The 19,971-nt window shown below is 65.0% G+C and carries 17 protein-coding genes; 8 read left to right on the top strand and 9 right to left on the bottom strand.

Annotated features, from left to right (window positions below; all coding sequences use genetic code 11):
• Positions 1 to 6: 6 nt before the first annotated feature.
• Positions 7 to 723: an AAA family ATPase gene (locus tag ACODTA_RS04680; RefSeq protein ID WP_489064631.1), complete on the bottom strand. Its 717-nt coding sequence runs from the start codon at positions 721 to 723 to the stop codon at positions 7 to 9.
• Positions 724 to 907: 184 nt separating this feature from the next.
• Here ACODTA_RS04680 and ACODTA_RS04685 point away from each other — a divergent pair, with 184 nt between their 5' ends.
• A complete protein-coding gene (locus ACODTA_RS04685) occupies positions 908 to 1,909 on the top strand; it encodes an SPOR domain-containing protein (RefSeq protein ID WP_489064632.1) in 1,002 nt (333 codons plus the stop codon).
• 63 nt (positions 1,910 to 1,972) lie between these two features.
• Here the strand turns inward: ACODTA_RS04685 and serB are convergent, their stop codons facing one another.
• On the bottom strand, positions 1,973 to 2,848 hold the full coding sequence (serB, locus tag ACODTA_RS04690; protein WP_489064633.1) for a phosphoserine phosphatase SerB: 876 nt from the start codon (positions 2,846 to 2,848) through the stop codon (positions 1,973 to 1,975).
• On the opposite strand from serB, the gene miaA reads away from it, so the two are divergent.
• The 7 genes from miaA to ACODTA_RS04725 all read left to right on the top strand — a co-directional run bounded on the left by miaA (position 2,841) and on the right by ACODTA_RS04725 (position 10,597).
• On the top strand, positions 2,841 to 3,791 hold the full coding sequence (gene miaA, locus ACODTA_RS04695; protein WP_489064634.1) for a tRNA (adenosine(37)-N6)-dimethylallyltransferase MiaA: 951 nt from the start codon (positions 2,841 to 2,843) through the stop codon (positions 3,789 to 3,791). The genes serB and miaA overlap by 8 nt on opposite strands.
• A 75-nt stretch (positions 3,792 to 3,866) precedes the next feature.
• Entirely contained in the window at positions 3,867 to 5,615 is a 1,749-nt protein-coding gene (locus ACODTA_RS04700; protein ID WP_489064635.1) for an acetolactate synthase 3 large subunit, read from the top strand.
• Positions 5,615 to 6,130 carry an acetolactate synthase small subunit gene (gene ilvN, locus ACODTA_RS04705; protein WP_489064636.1) on the top strand — a complete coding sequence of 172 codons (516 nt, stop codon included), beginning with the start codon at positions 5,615 to 5,617 and terminating at the stop codon, positions 6,128 to 6,130. The genes ACODTA_RS04700 and ilvN overlap by 1 nt, the downstream gene beginning before the upstream one ends.
• A gap of 96 nt (positions 6,131 to 6,226) precedes the next feature.
• Positions 6,227 to 7,246: a ketol-acid reductoisomerase gene (gene ilvC, locus ACODTA_RS04710; protein WP_222988195.1), complete on the top strand. Its 1,020-nt coding sequence runs from the start codon at positions 6,227 to 6,229 to the stop codon at positions 7,244 to 7,246.
• A 206-nt stretch (positions 7,247 to 7,452) separates the two neighbouring features.
• Complete coding sequence (locus tag ACODTA_RS04715) at positions 7,453 to 8,589, top strand: 8-amino-7-oxononanoate synthase (RefSeq protein ID WP_489065389.1); 1,137 nt, start codon at positions 7,453 to 7,455, stop codon at positions 8,587 to 8,589.
• The gene (gene bioD, locus ACODTA_RS04720) at positions 8,586 to 9,353 is read left to right on the top strand and encodes an ATP-dependent dethiobiotin synthetase BioD (RefSeq protein ID WP_489064637.1); all 768 of its coding nucleotides are present in this window, start codon (positions 8,586 to 8,588) and stop codon (positions 9,351 to 9,353) included. Before ACODTA_RS04715 ends, bioD begins: the two co-directional genes overlap by 4 nt.
• A complete protein-coding gene (locus ACODTA_RS04725) occupies positions 9,350 to 10,597 on the top strand; it encodes an adenosylmethionine--8-amino-7-oxononanoate transaminase (RefSeq protein ID WP_489064638.1) in 1,248 nt (415 codons plus the stop codon). Before bioD ends, ACODTA_RS04725 begins: the two co-directional genes overlap by 4 nt.
• Positions 10,598 to 10,630: 33 nt before the next feature.
• On the opposite strand, the gene amaB is transcribed toward ACODTA_RS04725, so the two are convergent.
• The 7 genes from amaB to ACODTA_RS04760 are packed head-to-tail and all read right to left on the bottom strand — an operon-like array spanning position 10,631 to position 19,963.
• Complete coding sequence (gene amaB / locus ACODTA_RS04730) at positions 10,631 to 12,148, bottom strand: L-piperidine-6-carboxylate dehydrogenase (RefSeq protein ID WP_489064639.1); 1,518 nt, start codon at positions 12,146 to 12,148, stop codon at positions 10,631 to 10,633.
• On the bottom strand, positions 12,145 to 13,461 hold the full coding sequence (locus ACODTA_RS04735) for an NAD(P)/FAD-dependent oxidoreductase (protein WP_489064640.1): 1,317 nt from the start codon (positions 13,459 to 13,461) through the stop codon (positions 12,145 to 12,147). Before ACODTA_RS04735 ends, amaB begins: the two co-directional genes overlap by 4 nt.
• Positions 13,446 to 14,387, bottom strand: a complete 942-nt coding sequence (locus tag ACODTA_RS04740; RefSeq protein ID WP_489064641.1) for a hypothetical protein — start codon at positions 14,385 to 14,387, stop codon at positions 13,446 to 13,448. Before ACODTA_RS04740 ends, ACODTA_RS04735 begins: the two co-directional genes overlap by 16 nt.
• On the bottom strand, positions 14,384 to 14,980 hold the full coding sequence (locus ACODTA_RS04745) for a peptidylprolyl isomerase (RefSeq protein ID WP_489064642.1): 597 nt from the start codon (positions 14,978 to 14,980) through the stop codon (positions 14,384 to 14,386). Before ACODTA_RS04745 ends, ACODTA_RS04740 begins: the two co-directional genes overlap by 4 nt.
• On the bottom strand, positions 14,977 to 16,200 hold the full coding sequence (locus ACODTA_RS04750; RefSeq protein ID WP_489064643.1) for a metal-dependent hydrolase family protein: 1,224 nt from the start codon (positions 16,198 to 16,200) through the stop codon (positions 14,977 to 14,979). The genes ACODTA_RS04745 and ACODTA_RS04750 overlap by 4 nt, the downstream gene beginning before the upstream one ends.
• 11 nt (positions 16,201 to 16,211) lie before the next feature.
• Positions 16,212 to 17,885 carry a hydantoinase B/oxoprolinase family protein gene (locus ACODTA_RS04755; protein ID WP_489064645.1) on the bottom strand — a complete coding sequence of 558 codons (1,674 nt, stop codon included), beginning with the start codon at positions 17,883 to 17,885 and terminating at the stop codon, positions 16,212 to 16,214.
• 11 nt (positions 17,886 to 17,896) lie between these two features.
• A complete protein-coding gene (locus ACODTA_RS04760) occupies positions 17,897 to 19,963 on the bottom strand; it encodes a hydantoinase/oxoprolinase family protein (RefSeq protein WP_489064647.1) in 2,067 nt (688 codons plus the stop codon).
• Between the last annotated feature and the right edge of the window lie 8 nt (positions 19,964 to 19,971).

Raw genomic sequence — 19,971 nt, forward strand, 5'->3', positions numbered from 1 at the left:
CCCCCCTTACTGGCCGACGACGCGGCGGCCGAAACCACCTGCGGGACGGGGAGCGTTATAAGGCTGGCCGAGCGACGGCGCGCTGAACACGGTGCGGCGGAAATTCTTCTCAAGTCTGTCGGACACATAGGTCCAGAGCTCAACAACCTCATTCGCGGATCGACTCTTGGGATCGACTTCCATCACGGTGCGGCCGTCGATCATCGACGCCGCGAAATCGGTGCGGTGGTGCAGCGTCACCGGCGCGACGGTTCCATGCTGCGACAGCGCGACAGCCGCCTCGTAGGTGATCTTGGCCTTCGGCGTCGCGCCATTGACCACGAAGATCAGCGGCTTCCCGGCGCGTTCGCACAGATCAACGGTGGCGCCGACGGCGCGCAAGTCATGCGGACTCGGGCGTGTGGGCACGACAATCAGTTCGGCTACGGCGATGACGCTCTGGATAGCCATTGTGATGGCGGGCGGCGTATCGATCACCGCCAGGCGGAACCCCTGCTGCCGCAGAACCTCAAGATCCGACGCGAGCCGCGCGACGGTGGTCTGGGCGAAGGCGGGATATTCTTCCTCGCGCTCGTTCCACCAGTCGGCAAGCGAGCCCTGCGGATCGATATCGATCAGCACCACCGGGCCGGCACCGGCGCGTTGCGCCTGCACGGCGAGGTGACCGGACAAGGTGGTCTTGCCGGATCCTCCCTTCTGCGATGCAAGTGCCAGAACGCGCATAGATTCCCCTCGGCTCGAATTCCCGGATGGGGCAATCGCATGAAGCGGGCTAAAATCTGGTTAACGACGCGAAAGCCGTTCCCTAGCGTTTCCGGCATCAGGACATGCTGAATTTTCTGCTAATAACCGCTTAGGAAATTGTGCTTACAATGATCCACCGTCACGATTTTCGGGGATTCGAGCGATGCGGTTGGTGGGGATGATGGGATTGGGCGTGGTGCTGGCGAGCATGGCGGCGCCAGCGCTGGCCGACGTCAAGGCGGGCGTCGATGCCTGGCAACGCGGCGATTATGCCGCCGCCATAAAGGAATGGCGCCCCGCCGCGATCGCCGGCGATCCCGATGCACAGTTCAATCTTGCACAGGCCTATAAGCTTGGTCGCGGCGTACCGATCGACCTGAAACAGGCGGAGAGCTGGTACCAGAAAGCGGCGGCGCAGGGGCATATCCAGGCTGCGGACAATTATGGACTGATCGTGTTTCAGAACGGCAACCGCCAGGCGGCATTGCCCTGGATCCAGAAATCGGCGGATCGGGGAGAACCCCGCGCGCAATATGTACTGGGCACCGCGCTGTTCAATGGCGACCTGATCGAGAAAGACTGGATTCGCGCCTATGCGCTGATGACGCGGGCATCGTCCGCCGGCCTGTCCCAGGCATCGACCACGCTTGCGCAGATGGATCAATATATTCCGCTCGACCAGCGGCAGAAGGGCACCGCCCTCGCCCGCGATCTCGAGCTGAAATCGGCCAGGCCGCAAAGCACCGCGATCGCGGCGGCGGAATTGCCGCCGTCGCAGCCGGCGATGAAGGGGCCCGGCACCAGCTATCCGCCGCCGGGCCAGCCAGTCCCCGCAACACGCACGGCCGCTTCGCCGCCAGTACGGACACCGGTTGCTGCCGCCCAGCCCCCTGCGCCAAAGCCCGCGATCACCGCCGCAGCACCCGCCCGCAGCGGTCCGTGGCGCATCCAGCTTGGCGCGTTCAGCGAAGCCGGTCGTGCCAAGGCACTATGGAGTTCGCTCGAACGCAGCGTCTCGGGTCTTGGCGGGCTTCAGCCATTCATGGTGAAGGCCGGCGCGATCACCAAGCTGCAGGCGGGCCCGTTCCCGACCAAGGCGCAGGCGGAAAGCCAGTGCGCCGCAGTCAAACGCAACGGCCAGGCTTGCCTGGCGGTCAAGGCCTGAGCCCGGAGTTTCCCGCCGTTCCGGCGTTCGCCGAAGGCTCGGGATATCGGGTTTCAGCCCCTATCAGTTGACCCAATCGCGCCGCGCGATGCCCTGCGCATAAAGCAGCGCGGTCAGGTCACCGTGCATAACCCGCGCATCGGCGGCGGCGGCGGCCTTCTCCTTTGCGTGATAGGCGATGCCGAGTCCGGCCGCCTCGATCATCGGGATGTCGTTCGCGCCATCGCCCACCGCGAGCGTCCTTTCAAGCGGAACGCCATGTTCGGCCATGGCTGCCAGCAGGGCTTCACGCTTCGCTTCCGCACCGACGATCGGGCGACCGACCGTGCCGTCGAGCTTGCCGTCCGCCATGCCCAGGCGGTTCGAGATTGCGCGATCGAAGCCGATCGCCGCCGCCACCGGATCGGCGAAATGGGTGAAACCGCCAGAAACCAGCACCGCAGTAGCGCCGCGTGCCCTCATCGTCCGCACCAGAGCCTCGGCGCCCGGCATGATGCGGACGCGCTCGCGATAACAGGTTTCCAGGATCGCGACGTCCATGCCCTTGAGCAACGCGACCCGCGCATCGAGCGCAGCCTCAAAATCGAGCTCCCCCTGCATCGCCCGTTCGGTCACGGCCGAAATCTCGGCGCGCAGCCCCGCATAATCAGCGAGTTCGTCGATGCATTCGACGGTGATCATCGTTGAATCCATGTCGGAAACGATCAGCGCCTTTTCGCGGGCGACTTCGCGCTGGACGATCGCGTCGGCGCGAGCGATCTGTCCCTCAACCGCGCGCCGTGCCGACACCGGATCGCCGGCGAAGTTCAGGTCGAACGCGACGCCTTCGTCGATCCAGCGCCCCTCGCCGGGTGCACAGCCTGCCGCACGGAGTCGATCGGCGGCATCGCTGGTGTCGCCTGCGGAAAGACCGTCGGCTATCAATGTGAGGATGAACAAGACTCGGCTCCCGCGCCCAAAACCGGTCGCGCTCATTGCAGGACCGACCGCAAGCGGCAAGTCGGCATTGGCGGTCCGCCTGGGCCATTTGCAACCTTCGGTGGTGATCAACGCGGATTCGATGCAGGTCTATCGCGACCTGCGCGTCCTGAGCGCACGTCCTGACGCAGCCGATATGGAGGGCATATCCCATCGGCTGTTCGGCCATATCGATGGAGCGGAGGCCTGTTCGGCCGCGCGGTGGGCGGAGGATGCACGCATCGAGATCGACCGTGCTCATGCGGCGGGTCTCTTGCCGATCGTCACCGGCGGAACCGGACTCTATTTGCGGACCCTGCTCGACGGCATCGCTCCGGTGCCGGATATCGCCCCCGATATCCGCGCCCAGGTGCGCGCACTGCCAGTGGCCGAAGCCCATGCGGCGCTGACGATCGAGGATCCCGATGCCGCGGCGCGCCTCTCTCCGGCCGACAGCAGCCGCGTCGCCCGCGCGCTGGAAACCGTCCGTTCAACGGGCAGACCGCTCGCGCACTGGCAGGCGTCGCTAAGCGGCGGGATCGGTGAGCGGGTCCGATTGCTGCCGGTCGTGCTGCTGCCGCCACGCGACTGGCTGTTCGACCGGATCGATCGCCGGTTCGACACGATGATCGAACACGGCGCCATCGAGGAAGTCGAAGCGCTGCTGGCGCGCGGGCTCGATCCCGCGCTGCCGGTGATGCGCGCGATCGGCGTGCCGGAGATCGCCGCCTGGCTGCGCGGTGCCAGCGATCGAGCGATGATGGCTGAACGTGGGCGCATCGCCACGCGACAATATGGAAAACGCCAGTATACTTGGTTTTCGCGCCAGTCGCCGGCCGATTGGGCCCGATTCGACGCGCAACCAGACAACAAAATGATCGATCAAATAGCAATTAAATTACGCAACTATGCGTTGACAGATTAATTTCTTGCCTCTAGCCAGCCCGCCTTGCCTTCGCTGCGCTGCGGCGCAACGAGGTGCGTCAAACGGAGAAGAAGGATGACTGCGGAAAAGTCCGGCGCGGATATATTGGTCGAGGCACTCAGCGATCTGGGTGTCGAGGTCGTATTCGGCTATCCGGGTGGTGCCGTCCTTCCGATCTACGACGCCATTTTCAAGCAGAAGCGGATCAAGCACATCCTGGTCCGCCACGAGCAGGCGGCAACGCATGCGGCTGAGGGTTATGCCCGTTCGACCGGCAAACCCGGCGTCGTGCTCGTCACGTCCGGCCCCGGCGCGACCAACGCCGTCACCGGCATCACCGATGCGCTGATGGATTCGATCCCGATGGTCGTCATCACCGGCCAGGTGGCGACCCATCTGATTGGCAGCGACGCCTTCCAGGAAGCCGACACCATCGGCATCACCCGCCACTGCACCAAGCATAATTATCTGGTGAAGTCGCCGGAGCGGCTGGGCGAAGTGGTGCACGAGGCCTTCCATATCGCGACCTCGGGCCGTCCGGGCCCGGTGGTGATCGACATACCCAAGGACGTGCAGGTCGCCACCGCGAAATATCGCAAGCCGGCGGCGATCCAGCACAAGACCTATCGCCCCGCACTGAAGGCCGAGCAGTCGCTGATCGAAGCGGCGGTGGAAATGTTGGCGGCGGCCGAGCGGCCGATCTTGTACACCGGCGGCGGCGTCATCAATTCCGGCCCGGCGGCATCGCAACTGCTACGCGAACTGGCGAAGATCACGGGCGCGCCCGTCACCTCGACGCTGATGGGCCTGGGCGCCTTCCCGGCATCGTCCGACCAGTGGCTGGGCATGCTGGGCATGCACGGCACCTATGAAGCCAATTTCGCGATGAACCAGGCTGACCTGATCATCGCGCTCGGCAGCCGTTTCGACGATCGCGTGACCGGCCGGCTCGACGCCTTCGCGCCGCATGCGAAGAAGATCCACATCGATATCGACCGGTCGTCGGTCAACAAGACCGTCGCCGTCGACCTGCCGATCATCGCCGATGTCGGCCGCGCGATGGAAGACATGATCCGCGTCTGGAAGGCGCGTCAGCACCGCAAGAACGATCTGTCGGCCTGGTGGTCGCGGATCGCCGAATGGCGCGCGAAGAAGTGCCTCGAATTTCCGGCCTCGGCCAAGGAAATCATGCCCCAGCAGGCGATCCGCAGCCTGTGGGAAGCAACCAGGCACGTCAATCCGATCATCACCACCGAAGTCGGCCAGCACCAGATGTGGGCCGCCCAGCATTTCCATTTCGAGCATCCCAACAAATGGCTGACCTCGGGTGGGCTCGGGACGATGGGCTATGGCCTGCCTGCCGCGATCGGCGCGCAGCTCGGCAATCCCAACGCGCTGGTGATCGACATCGCTGGCGAAGCCTCGATCCAGATGAACATCCAGGAACTGGGCACGGCGACGCAATATCGCCTGCCGGTAAAGCTGTTCATCCTGAACAACGAATATATGGGCATGGTGCGCCAGTGGCAGCAGCTCACCTATTCCAGCCGCTATTCGGAAAGCTATTCGGATGCGCTCCCCGATTTCGTGAAGCTCGCCGAAGCCTATGGCTGGACGGGCATCCGCATCGAGGGTCAGCAGGAACTTGAGCCGGGCATTCGCCAGATGCTCGACACGCCCGGCCCCGTGCTGGTCGATTGCCGTGTCGCGAAACTGGCCAACTGCTTCCCGATGATCCCTTCGGGCGCATCGCATACCGAAATGATCCTCCAGTCCGACGATGTTTCGGGCGAAATGGACGACGAGGCGAAGGCGCTGGTCTGATGCATATCAAGGAAGAAAAGAAAGAGCGGCACACGCTGGCCGTGATCGTGGACAATGAAGCGGGCGTGCTCGCACGCATCGCCGGCCTGTTCACCGCGCGTGGCTACAATATCGAGAGCCTGACGGTGACCGATATCAGCGACGACGACCTGATCAGCCGCATCACCATCGTCACCTCCGCTTCGGCACCGGTGATGGACCAGATCATCGCACAGCTCGAACGGCTGGTGCCCGTGCACAAGGTGGTCGATCTCACCGTGCTCGGTCCGCATGTCGAACGCGAACTGGCGCTGGTGAAAGTGGCCGGCACCGGCGATCACCGGATCGAGGCGTTGCGCCTGGCCGAGGTCTATCGCGCCCGCGTCGTCGATGCGACGATCAGCAGCTTCGTCTTCGAGGTGACCGGCACGAGCGACAAGATCGACAAGTTCGTCGAGTTGATGGGCGAAGTTGGTCTGGTCGAAGTCGCCCGTACCGGCATCGTCGCCATTTCCAGAGGGAAAGAGGCGGCCTGAGTTCATAAACCCGATTTCGTCCGGCGGGCGAAATCCGAAATCTCAACACCGTTCGTCCCGAGCGCAGCCGAGGGACGCCTGACTAGGGGAAGAAGAATGCGCGTTTATTACGATCGCGACGCCGATCCGAAGCTGATCGCCACCAAGAAGATCGCCATTGTCGGCTATGGCAGCCAGGGCCACGCCCATGCGCAGAATCTGCGTGATTCGGGCGTTCAGGAGGTCGCGATCGCTCTCCGTCCCGGTTCGGCGACCGCCAAGAAGGCCGAAGGCGCCGGCTTCAAGGTGATGTCGAACGCGGAAGCAGCCGCCTGGGCCGATATCGTCATGGTCCTCGCGCCCGACGAGCATCAGGCCGCGATCTATGCCGACGATCTCCATGCCAATATGCGCCAGGGCGCGGCACTCGCCTTCGCGCACGGCCTCAACGTCCATTTCAACCTGATCGAGCCGCGCGAGGATCTGGACGTGATCATGATCGCGCCCAAGGGCCCCGGCCACACCGTGCGGTCCGAATATGTCCGTGGCGGCGGCGTGCCCTGCCTGATCGCGGTCGCGCAGGACAAGAGCGGCAACGCCCATGACATCGCGCTCGCCTATGCCTCGGGTGTCGGCGGCGGCCGTTCGGGCATCATCGAGACCAATTTCCGCGAGGAATGCGAAACCGACCTGTTCGGCGAGCAGGCGGTGCTCTGCGGTGGCCTGACCCACCTGATCCAGGCGGGCTTCGAAACGCTGGTCGAAGCGGGCTACGCGCCCGAAATGGCCTATTTCGAGTGTCTCCACGAAGTGAAGCTGATCGTCGATCTGATGTATGAAGGCGGTATCGCCAACATGCGTTACTCGATCTCGAACACCGCCGAATATGGCGACATCACCACCGGCCCGCGCATCATCACCGACGAGACCAAGGCCGAGATGAAGCGCGTCCTGGCGGACATCCAGGGCGGCCGCTTCGTCAAGAATTTCGTGCTCGACAACCGTGCCGGCCAGCCCGAGCTGAAGGCGGCGCGCAAGCAGGCCGCGGCGCATCCGATCGAGCAGGTCGGTGCGGAACTGCGCGCGATGATGCCCTGGATCGGCGCCAACAAGCTGGTCGACAAGGAAAAGAACTGAGGAACCGGCGCGTCCCGGCAAGGCCGGAGGCGCGCACCTCATAAAAGCGATCACGGCGGCGGGTGCCCATCATCCGCCGCCGTTTTCATGCCTGCGACATCGGCGCGAGCGAAACACAGTGATTCCAGTCACATCGCACTTCTGGATTGCTTCGCCGCGCCGCCGCTCGCAATGACGGCCGCGTGACGACGAACGGGAGCGCGATCATTTCGATATTTGCCACACATCAGGCGCAACTCGACGCACTGAAAGCAGCGGATCGTCTCCGCGCGCTTCGCCCCCGCGACGGGCTCGACTTCTCGTCCAACGACTATCTGGGCCTCGCGAATTCGGACGCGCTGCGCACCGCGCTGGCGGACGGGATCGCGCTGGGCCTGCCGATGGGTTCAGGCGGATCGCGCCTGCTGCGCGGCAATCATGAAGCGCATGAAGCGCTCGAAGTCGAGGCAGCGCGCCATTATCGCAGCGAAGCGGCTTTGTTCCTCTCGACGGGTTTCGCGGCCAATGCCGGGCTGTTCGCGACCCTGCCGCAGCGCGGCGACCTGATCGTCCACGACGCGTTGATTCATGCCAGCGCGCACGACGGAATGCGCATCGGCCGCGCCGAGCGCGTCGCCGCCACGCACAATGACGCCTCCGCGTTCGAGGATGCGATCTCGGCCTGGCGCGCGTCGGGCGGCACCGGACGCGCCTGGATCGCAGTGGAAAGCCTCTACAGCATGGACGGCGACCGTGCCCCTCTTGCCGACCTCGCCGCCATCGCCAGGGCACATGATGCCATACTGGTCGTCGACGAGGCACACGCGACTGGCGTATTCGGCGCCGATGGGCGTGGCCTGGCCGACGATCTCGAACTCGGCGAGCAGCTCATCACGCTCCACACCTGCGGCAAGGCGCTGGGCTGCGAGGGTGCCCTCATCTGCGCCTCGCGCACCGTGATCAATTTCCTGATCAATCGCGGCCGCCCCTTCATCTTCTCGACGGCGCCCTCGCCGCTCGTCGCACATTGCGTCCGCCATGCGATCGGCATCGCCGCCGCCGATCCCGAACGGCGGACGCGGCTCGCCCGGCTGGTCGATCATGCCGCGAATCTCCTCGCCCCGCTCGGCATCCCGGCCACGGGATCGCAGATCGTGCCCGTCGTGATCGGTGAGGACGACCGGACGATGGCGATCGCCGCGATGCTTCAGGAACGCGGCTTTGACATTCGCGGCATCCGTCCGCCCACCGTGCCCGAAGGCACCGCAAGGCTGCGCCTGTCGCTGACGCTCAATGTGACCGAAGCGGACATCGACGCGATGGCCGGCATTCTTGCCGACGCGATGGCGCCGATACCGGCATGAGCGCGCAATTCGTCATCACCGGCACCGACACCGGCATCGGCAAGACGGTGTTCGCGGCTGCGCTCGTCCAGGCGCTCGGCGCGACTTACTGGAAACCGATCCAGGCAGGACTCGACGAAGAGACGGACAGCGACACCATCGCACGACTGACCAATCTTCCCCGTCCCGGGGAGGGGGACCAGCCGCAGGCTGGTGGAGGGGCCGCCGCGTCAGCAGCGGTTGCTCGAAATTCGACCCCAGATCCCCATCCGACACCGCAATCCCCTCCACCGCCCTTCGGACGGTCCCCCTCCCCGGGACGGCGAGGATTGGTCCTTCGCGAAGCCTATCGCCTCAACACGCCCGCCTCACCTCACCTCTCCGCCGAACTCGACGACGTGACGATCGATGTCGAGATGCTGACCCCGCCGAAAATCGCCGCCCCGCTCGTGATCGAGGGTGCCGGCGGTGTACTTGTGCCAGTCACCCGGAACATCGTGTTCGCCGATATCTTCGCGCGCTGGGCGCTGCCGGTGATCGTCTGCGCACGCACCAGCCTCGGCACGATCAATCACAGCCTGCTGACGATCGAGGCGCTGCGCAGCCGCGGCGTGCCGATCCACGGGATCGCATTCATCGGCGATCCCATGCCCGACAACGAGGCGATCATTCCCGCGCTCTCGGGCATTCGCCGTCTGGGCCGCCTACCCCGGATCGATCCGCTGACGCCCCAAACGCTTGCCGCAGCCTTTGCCGCCAATTTCGACATGGGCGATTTTCGATGACAGGCTCTCCCGTCTGGCACCCCTTCACGCAGCATGGCCTGGGTGAGCCGATCCCGCGGATCGCACGCGCTGAGGGTGCGGCGATCTTCGCCGAAGACGGCACGCGCTGGATCGACGCGATCTCATCCTGGTGGGTGGTGACGCATGGCCATTGCCATCCGCGGATCATGGCGGCCGCGCGCGCGCAGACCGAGCAGCTCGATCAGCTCATCTTCGCCGGCTGGACGCACGAACCCGCCGAAACGCTGGCGCGCGAACTGGTGGCTATCACGCCCGAGCCCCTGACGCGCGTCTTCTTTTCGGATAGCGGATCGACCAGCGTCGAAGTCGCGCTCAAGATGGCGCTCGGATACTGGGCCAATATCGGCGAACCGCGCCACCGCATCCTGGTGATGGAGCACAGCTATCATGGCGATACGATCGGCGCGATGTCGATCGGCGCGCGCGGCGTGTTCAATCGGGCCTATGAACCGCTGCTGTTCGACGTCGGCACGATCCCCTTCCCCGCCGCCGGCAACGAACAGGCCACGCTCGACGCACTCGAAGCCGCCTGCAGCGACCATCCCGCCGCCTTCATCGTCGAGCCGCTGATCCTGGGTGCCGGCGGAATGCTGATCTATCCACCGCATATACTGGCGCAAATGCGCGCGATCTGCGCGGCGCACGGCGTGCTGTTCATCGCCGACGAAGTCATGACCGGCTGGGGCCGCACTGGCACGATGTTCGCGTGCCAGCAGGCGGATGTCGCCCCCGACATCATGTGCCTGTCGAAAGGGCTGACCGGCGGATCGCTACCACTTGCGGTCACGCTCTGCGCGGAGCCGATCTTCGCCGCGCATTGGTCGGAGGATCGCGGCAAGACCTTCTATCATTCGAGTTCCTACACCGCGAACCCGATCGCCTGCGCGGCGGCAAACGCCAATCTCGCCATCTGGCGCGAGGAACCGGTGCAGGCGCGGATCGACGCGCTGTGCGTGAGGCAGGCCGATCATATCGCCCGCTTGTCCGGTCACCCGCGCCTCACCGGACAACGCCGACTGGGCACGATCGCCGCGATGGACGTCCAGGTTCCGGATGGCGGCTATCTGTCGGACCTTGCACCGCGCCTTGCCGCGCGCTTCCGCGAAGGCGGCGCACTGCTTCGTCCGCTCGGCAACACCATCTACGTCATGCCGCCCTACTGCACCGACGCCGACGATCTGGCACTGGTCTATGACCTCATCGGGAAAACACTTGATATGTGACCGCCCCGGCGCAGATCGCTCGACCGACGTCGATCAACAGTCGAACGTCACCCCCTGGGCGAGCGGCAGGGCATTGCCATAGTTGATCGTGTTGGTGGCGCGCCGCATATAGGATTTCCACGCGTCGCTGCCGGATTCCCGTCCGCCGCCCGTTTCCTTCTCGCCACCGAAAGCGCCACCGATCTCCGCACCGGAGGTGCCGATATTCACATTCGCGATACCGCAATCGGAACCGCTCGCTGACACGAACAACTCAGCCTCGCGCAGATCAGTCGTAAAGATCGACGACGACAAGCCCTGGCCGACGGCGTTGTTGAGCGCGACGGCATCCTCGATCCGCTCGTAGCGCACGACATAAAGGATGGGTGCGAACGTCTCCTCCAGCACCGGGCCTTCGTGAGTGGCCATCTCGACCAGCGCGGGGCGGACATAGACGGCATTGGGCGCGCCAGGCACATCGACCATGTCGCCGCCCGTTATCGTGGCGCCGCTCGCTTGCGCAGCCTCTAGCGCGGCGACCATCGCCGTTCCTGCGGCTTTATCGATCAGCGGACCGACGAGATTGGTCTCGATCAGCGGGTTGCCGACACTGACCGAGGCATAGGCGGATTTCAGCCGCTCGATAAAATCGGCATAGATCGTCTGGTGCACGAACAATCGGCGCAACGTCGTGCAGCGCTGCCCCGCCGTTCCCATCGCCGCGAACGCCACGCCCCGAAGCGCGAGGTCCAGATCCGCGCTCGGCGCCACGATCGCGGCATTATTACCCCCGAGTTCCAGGATGGCGCGCGCGAAACGGCGGGCCAGCCGCTGACCTACGATCCGGCCCATCGCGGTCGAACCGGTCGCCGAAACGAGCGGTACGCGCGGATGTTCGACCAGCGCCTCGCCGAGCTCACGGCCACCGACGATCAGTGCCGTCAGCCCATCAGGCACGTCGGCGTGGCGTGTCGACACGCGATCGAGCAAGGCCTGCACCGCCAATGCGGTGAGCGGCGCCTTTTCGGACGGCTTCCAGATAACGGCATTGCCGCACACCAGCGCCAGCGCGGCGTTCCACGCCCATACCGCAACGGGAAAGTTGAAGGCGGAGATGACGCCGGCAACACCGAGCGGATGCCATGTCTCCATCATGCGATGATCCTTGCGCTCGCTGGCAATGGTGAGGCCATAGAGTTGGCGCGAAAGGCCAACCGCGAAATCGCAGATGTCGATCATCTCCTGGACTTCGCCGAGCCCTTCGGAAACGCTCTTGCCCACTTCGATCGATACCAACCAGCCGAGCGTACGTTTATGCGCGCGCAGTTCGTCGCCGAGCAGGCGGACGAGTTCGCCGCGGCGGGGCGCCGGGACCGTGCGCCATTGGAGAAAGGCGGCATGCGCGGCATCGACGATGCCATCCACATCGGCGGGATCAGTGGTGCCGATCGCCGCAATCTCCTCGCCGGAGATCGGAGATCGCACGCTGACCGCACCTTTCGGGGCGTTCACGCCGAGCGCTGCGAGCAAATCCCGGACATCGTTCTGCAAATCGGGCATGCTGGTCATCATTGCTGCGTCCTTCCGGAAATGCGTTCGCCGAAAACATGCGCCAGGCCGGCGCCATGCTCGTAAAGATGTTCGCGGAACCGGCGCGCCGGCATTCGTTCGATCGGGCGTTGCGCCATGGGAACGGGCTCGCCATGCGCCAGGTACCTGGCAAGCGCCCGCCCAAACACCGTACCCGGCGCGATACCGCGTCCATTATATCCGGAAATGCTCAATATCTCCGGCGCCGGCCGGTGAAGGCGTGGCACCGCATCGGTGGTCATCCCGATCATTCCGAACCATTCGCTTTCGAAGCCGACGTCGCCGAGTTGTGGAAAGATCCGCGCGAGCGACCGCCGCGCCCAGCGCAGATGCGCCATCCGCGCAGCGCCGCGCAGCGCCCCCACGCTACCGAAGATCAGCCGCCCTGCCCGATCGAGCCTGAACGAACTCAGGATCTGGCGGGTATCCCACGCCCCTTGCCGTCCAGGCAGGATGCTCGCCAACAGCGCCTCGGGAAGCGGAGCGGTCGCGAGGTTGAAATAGGGCAGATGCGCAAGCTCGGTCCTGAGCGCCGGCAAGGGCCCGGCCGTATAGGCATTGCCCGCCCAGATGACCTGTTCGGCCCGTACCGATGCGGACGATGTCGTCACCCGCAATCCCTGCCCGTCAGCGATGCAAGCCAAAACCGGGCTATCCTCGTGGATCGTCGCGCCGGCGGCGAGCGCAGCGCGAGCAAGGCCGCGCGCATAGGCAAGCGGCTGGATGGTGCCTGCGCGTTCGTCGAGCAACGCGCCGCGATAGGCATGGCTGCCGATCGCGGCCGTCGCGGCCGCGTGATCAAGCAACCGTACTGGTGCGCCGCGCCGCGCCCATTGATCGTGGCGCCGCTCGAGATCGTTCAGGCCGCCGTTACCGACGGCACAGTGCAAGGTGCCCGAACGCACCGCTTCGCAGGCGATGCCATGGCGAGCGATCAGATCGTAGACAAGGGCAGGCCCCTCCCCCAGCGCGTGGACGAGCGCCGCGCCCGCATCGCCGCCAAGCACACGCTCGACATCGTCGGGCGGGAGCCACAGTCCCGCATTGACCAGACCCACATTACGGCCCGATCCACCGAAACCGATGCAACGCCCTTCCAGGACCAACACGCGCACGCCGGCTTCGGCGAGATGGAGCGCCGCCGACAGCCCGGTATAACCTGCTCCCACGATCACGATATCCGCCCGCACATCCCCCTCGGGCGGCGGCGATGTCGACGGCGCGGCAGGGGCGCTCTCCGCCCACAACCCGTGCGATCGGCGATCCTGATCGGCGCCGGTCATGGGCGTGGCCATCGCGCAAGCAGCAATTCAGCGGCGGCAAGATCCTCGAGTGCGACACCGACCGATTTGAACAGGGTGATATCGTCGGGTGCCCCGCGCCCCTCCGCGCGACCGGCGAGCACATCGGCCAGCAGGACGACATCGTCGGCACGCAATATCCCTGCTGCGATCGGCCGAGTGAGATCTCCCGCCGTCTCCAGTGCACCGGGACCGTCGATCGCGACACGCGCGCGCGCCATCAGCATGTCGTCGGCTTCGCGCATCGCCGGCGTGAACCCGCCGACCAGATCGATATGCGTGCCCGGACGGACATCGGCGCCGCGGATCAACGGCTCTTCTGACAATGTCGCAACACTGACGATGTCTGCGGTGCGCACCGCGGCGCCAAGATCGCGCGCTGCCGTCATCCGGATCCCTTCCGCACCGAACCGGGCAACCATGGCGTCGACGGCCTCGTCGCGCCGCCCACATACCATGATATCCGCCGGGCGCAGCATTTCCTGGTAGCAGCGGCACAGGGCATGGGCGATCTGACCGGTGCCCACGATCAAAAGCCGCGCAGCATCGGGTCGGGCGAACGTTCGGGCGGCCAGCACCGACGCGGCAGCCGTGCGACGATGGGTCAGCGCCGCTCCGTCGATCAAGGCCCGCGGTTCGCCGGTGGCCGCATCGATCGCGACATAGAGCGCCCGCACCGCCCCGCCCGGCCGTTCGGCAAGCGCGGCATGAACGCTGACCAGTTTTATCCCGATCAGTCCCTCCGGATTGACCGCGGGCATCACGAGCAAATGCCTGTCGCCCTGCGCACTATAGCCGATAGAGATGCGCTCAGCGGTGATCGGCGGATCGATGAAGGCGGTACGCAAGGCCTCGATCAAGGCCGGATAGTCCAGCAGCCGATCGACAGATGCGGCATCGATATGCGGGATCGCGCTCATGATCCCTTTGCTTTCCCGGATTTCCGAGCGGGCAGGCCAGCCCAATTGCCTTGGAATCCCTCCAGCAATTCGATCCGTTCGATCAGGATTTCGCGCGAAAGCCGTTCGCGCATCTCGGCGGCATCGAAAAGCCGGTCGAGCACGTCGAAGCCGCTGATGACGCCGCCGAATGCAGGAAATCCCTGTCCGTCGGGTTGGCGGCCGCCACCAAAGTCGAGCGAAGGTTCGTCGCGCCCGCAGAGGAAGAAGCTGTGATAGACCGCGCCGGGCTCGAAGCGGGCAAGCGAGATGGTCCCTCGCCGATGCCGCAGCCCCGTAACCGCCGTCGATTCATGGCGTAGGCTGGGCGCGGGCGCGATCGCGGGTTGCCGATCGCCGCCCTGGATCACCTCGATCGTCACTGATTGATCCTCGTCGCGATTGGCGCCGGTCGCGATCCGATAGAAGCTGGTGCCGTCGAAACGGCCGGCGACGACATCGTCGAGAAAATAGCCCGCCGTCGCCGGTGCCCGGTGCAGATCGATGCCCAGCACCATTTCGCCCAGCGCCGTGACGATGCGAACACGGGGATCATCGGCCGGATGCCAGTTCATGCCGGCAGGGTATTCTTGTGCACGACGCCGCCCTTCATCACCATCATCAGCGCTTCGGGACGCGCCAGCAACTCAATGTCAGCCAGCGGATCGCCATCGATCACGATGAGATCGGCCAAGAAGCCGGGACGGACGGCGCCGAGGTCGTCCGTCATGTTGATCAGTGCGGCGTTGACCGATGTCGCCGAACGGAGAATGTCGATAGCGGGCATCACTTCCCGCCGCAGCCGGAACTCCGCCGATTGCCGTATCATCAATGGCCCGAGCAGATCGGTGCCGAAACCGATCCGAGCCTTGCAACCGTATAATAGGTCGAGCGACCGCAGCGCATGCCGCTCGACCTCGATCGTCTTGGCGAGACTAACCGGGGAGAGGCCGAGCGCCGCGCCGTCCTCGACCAGTGCGCGAAGGGTGATCAGCGTCGGCACGACATAGACATCGTCGGCGGTGGCGATGGCACCCGCGGTCTCGCCATCGATCAATGTCGCATGCTCGATCGATCTTACGCCGGATCGGATGCAACGCATCGCCGCGTCCGAAGTATGGGCATGCGCCATCACATAGCTGCGCCGCGTGCGCGCCTCGTGAACCGCGGCCGCGATCTCCTCGTCGCAATATTGCGCCATCCAATAGGGATCGGAGGGCGACGCCACACCGCCCGACAGAAACAGCTTCACCTGCGTCGCACCCAGACGAAGCTGTTCGCGGGCCGCCTTGCGCACTTCGTCGACGCCGTCGGCGAGCACGGTCAGCGACCCGCAATAGGCACAGCCGCATTCGATGCCCGACCCGCGCATATCGCCATGCCCGCCCGTCTGGCTGAGAGCCAGACCGGAATAGAAGAAGCGCGGTCCCTGGATCAGCCCGCGCTCGATGCCGATGGCCAGCGCGATATCGCCCCCCGCCGCATCGCGAACCGAGGTGAAGCCGCGTTGCAGCGCCTCTTCGAGCGCACGCCGTGCATAGAGCGCCCGCACCCCCGGCCGCATGCGATCGAGCGCGCCGATATTCACCTCTGCGGCATAGGCATGGAAATGCGCGTCGATCAGCCCGGGCATGATCGTCCTGCCGTCCAGATCGATCACGGTCGCCGCCTCGGCGTGCTGCGCCCGATCATGGATCTCGGCGATCCGTCCGTCACGGATCACCAGGCTGCGGCCGGGCAGCAGGCCATCGTCCACACCGTCGAAAACGGCGCAGTTGTTGAGGATGAGAGTCACGCGTGCTCCGTTCAGCCGGTCAGGCCGCCATAATGGAGATCGATCTGCTCCTGGGTCAGGAAACCGTTGCGCAGATCTTCCGCCAGTGCGGCTTTGGAGCGCTTCTTCGGATCACCCCAGCCTCCGCCGGTCGCCGTCACCATGCGCACTACATCGCCCTTGGCGAGCCTGGTGCCGGTCACCTTGCCATGGACCTCGCGCGTCCCGTCGGCGCGGATGATGTCGAGATGGTTGGGCGATCCGTCGAGCCCGCCGGCCATGCCCCAGGGCGGAAATTTGAAGCGTCCGAAGCTGCCCGTCGCCACGAAATCGTCGGTCCGCATGCGATAGTCGAGCACGACGCCCTTGCCGCCGCGGAATTCGCCATGGCCGCCATCCTCGTTGTGGAAGGCATATTGATCGACCTGCACGCCGTAGCGGGCCTCGGTGATCTCGATCGGCACATTATAGGTTTCGCCATCGGCCGCCGCGAACTGGCCGGACTCGCCGTCCTTCTCCTCGCTGCCGCCCCAGCCGCCGACCAGCGGCTGCACCAGGATCGTGCTCTTGCCGGTATCAGCATGCGTGCCGGCGAACACCACCGAGCAGACCGACAGCATATGCCCTGCCCCCAGCCGCTCGGTCACATGCGGCGCCAGTGCGCGCCAGATCAGGTCGACGCCGTACATCAGCGTTTCCCAATAGGTCGATACCGGTGCCGGCCGCTCGGCAGTGAAGACCGTCCGGTCGGGGCAGATGATCTCGACCGGGCGGAAGGATCCGCTGTTCGCCGGAATCTGGGGATTGGTGATCGCCTTGAAGATCAGGCGGACGGCGGAGGTCAGGCCGGTACGCGAATTGTTGATCGGACCCAGGGTCTGCGGCGCGCTGCCCGTGAAATCGGCGACGAACTTGTCGTCGGTGATCGTCACCTTCACCATCACCTTGAGCGGGGTGTCGCTGAGGCCGTCGTCATCGATCAGATCCTCGGCGAAGAACTCCCCCTTCATCAGGCCGGCAAGCTCGTGCTTCGCCATCGTCTCACCATAGTCGAGCAGTTCCTCCTTCGCGGCGAGCACGGCGTCGTGCCCGTATTTGTCGAACAGTTCGCGCACGCGGCGCTCGGCGACGCCGTTCGCAGCGACGCCCGCCCACATGTCGCCCGCGCTTTCCTGCGGCAGGCGGATATTGGCCATGATGATATCGAGAATGTCCTGGCGCAGTTCGCCGCCCTCGACGATCTTGCAGATCGGCATCTGGATGCCTTCCTGGAAAATCTCGGTCGCATTGGTCGAAAAGCTGCCCGGCACTGCGCCGCCGACGTCCAGCCAGTGCGCCTTGTTCACCGCAAATGCGACCAGAACGTCGTCATGGAAGATCGGCGTAGCGATGCCGAAATCGGACAGATGGGTGCCGCCGCCGCGATAGGGGTCGTTGCCGATGAAGACATCGCCTTCGCAGATCCGGCCTTCGCCGAATTTTTCGAGGATATCGCGGACGAAACTGTCGATCATCGCGAGCAGGACGGTGGTCCCCTGCCCCTGCGCGATCAGTTCGCCCTTCGCATCGGTGATGCCGACGGAGAAATCGAGCGCCTCGTAGATGATCGGGCTCATGCTGGTCCGCGCCATGGTGAGGAACATCTCGTCGCCGATAGCGACCAGCGCGCTCTTGATGATCTCGAGCGTATAGGGATCGGTTTTCATGAAATGACCCTTCATCCGTTCAGATGGACATGGAGGTTGCCGTAATCGTCGACGATGACGCGACGGCCGGGCGTGACCACCAAGGTCGCGGCAGCCTCCTCGACGATGCACGGGCCGGTGAACACCATGCCCGGCTCGAGCCGTTCGCGATCGTAGATGTCGGCGTCGTGCACGCCATGCTCGTCGAAATCGACGGTGCGCCGGCCGACAATCGCCGTATCAGGCGCCTTGCCGGTGACGGCCAGCTTCTCGGGTTGGTGCTTGGGCACGTCACCCAGGGCGACCAAATGGAAATTGACGATCTCGACGGGCAGTTCAAGGCGGAAGGTATATTCCCGAGCATGGGTGGCGTGGAACCGTTCCGCCGCCTCCGCCACCGTCGCCTCGTCGAACGCGATATCGGGCAGTTCCACCTTCACCGTATGCTCCTGGCCGAGATAGCGCATGTCCGCGAAGCGCTGCAGCCGCAGCGGCAGCTTGCCCGCACTCGCCTCCGCCGCGAAGCTCGCCCTGGCCACGCCGGCCATCTCGACGAACAGCGCCTCGATCCGCGCGCTGTTCTGGACGGCCAGCGACACGACCTGGGTTTGCACGAAATCGCGCCGCATATCGGTCATCAGCATGCCCCAGGCCGAGAAGACCGACGAGTTGGTGGGAATGATCACCTTGGGGATCTGGAGTTCCTCGGCCAGCATCACGGCATGCATCGCGCCGCCGCCGCCATAGGCGACCAATGTGAATTCGCGCGGATCATAGCCTTTGTTGAGCGAGACCAGTTTGAGCGCATTGACCATATTGGCGTTGGCGATCCGGATGATGCCGCGCGCCACGTCGGAGATATCGCCGCCCAGCGCCTCGACAAGCGGCGCGAAGGCCTGTTTCACATTCGCCATATCGGGCTCGATCTCTCCGCCCAGGAAATTGGCGGGATTGATCCGGCCGGTGACCAGATTGGCATCAGTCGTGGTCGGGCGCGTGCCGCCGCGCCCGTAGGCCGCCGGCCCGGGCGAAGCACCGGCGCTCTCCGGCCCCACATAAAGCCGTCCGCCCTTGTCGATGCCGGCGATGGATCCGCCGCCATTGCCGATCTCGACGATCTCGATCACCGGGGTGCGGATCGGATAGCCGGGATTGGTGCGGGTCCACTCAATCCGATATTCGGTGGTGATCCGTGTCTGCGCATTCTCGATGAGCGAGCATTTGGCGGTGGTGCCGCCGATATCGAGCGCGATGATCCTGTTTTCACTGAGCAGCCGGCCGAGCGCCGCCGCGCCGAGAACGCCGCTGGCGGGCCCCGATTCCACCATGGCGATCGGATTGCGCACCGCGCCCTGGACGGTATCGATGCCGCCGTTCGACTGCATGATATAGGGCGGATGGGGATAGCCGGTATCCGCCAGGCTATGCTCGAGCGTTTCCAGATAGCGCTTGGCGGCGGGATGGACATAGGCAGTCAGCACCGCCGTCGACGTCCGTTCATATTCGCGCCATTCGCGCGAGATCTCATGCGAGGCGATCACCGAAACCTCGGGCCAATTGGCCCGGATGTAATCGCGCGCGATGATCTCGTTTTCGGGGGAGACATAGGCATGGAGGAAGCAGAGCGCGATGGCCTCCACCCCTTCCCTGCGGAAACCCTCCAGGATCGGATCGAGCCCGGCGGGATCGAGCCGCACCGTCACCTCGCCCTGATAGGTGCTGCGCTCATCGACTTCGCGGCGCAAATAGCGGGGCACGAACGGCTCCGGTTTCTGGAACGCCAGGTTGAACAGGTCGGGGCGGTTGCCGCGCGCGATTTCGAGCACGTCGCGAAACCCCTTGGTGGTGATCAGCGCGGTCTTCGCTCCCTTGCGCGACAGCAGCGCATTGATCACCACCGTGGTGCCGTGCGCGAAGAAATCGAAACCTGCCGGATCCAGCCCCGCCTTGGCGATCGCATTCATCACACCCTGGTCGAACTGGGGATAGGTCGTGTCGGTCTTGGCGGTCCGGAGCCCCACCACGCGCCCGCTCGACGTATCGACGTCGTAACAGACGAGATCGGTGAAGGTGCCTCCAACGTCGGTGGCCACGCGCATGCTAAAAC

It is taken from the genome of Sphingomonas sp. FG14, from assembly GCF_057809675.1.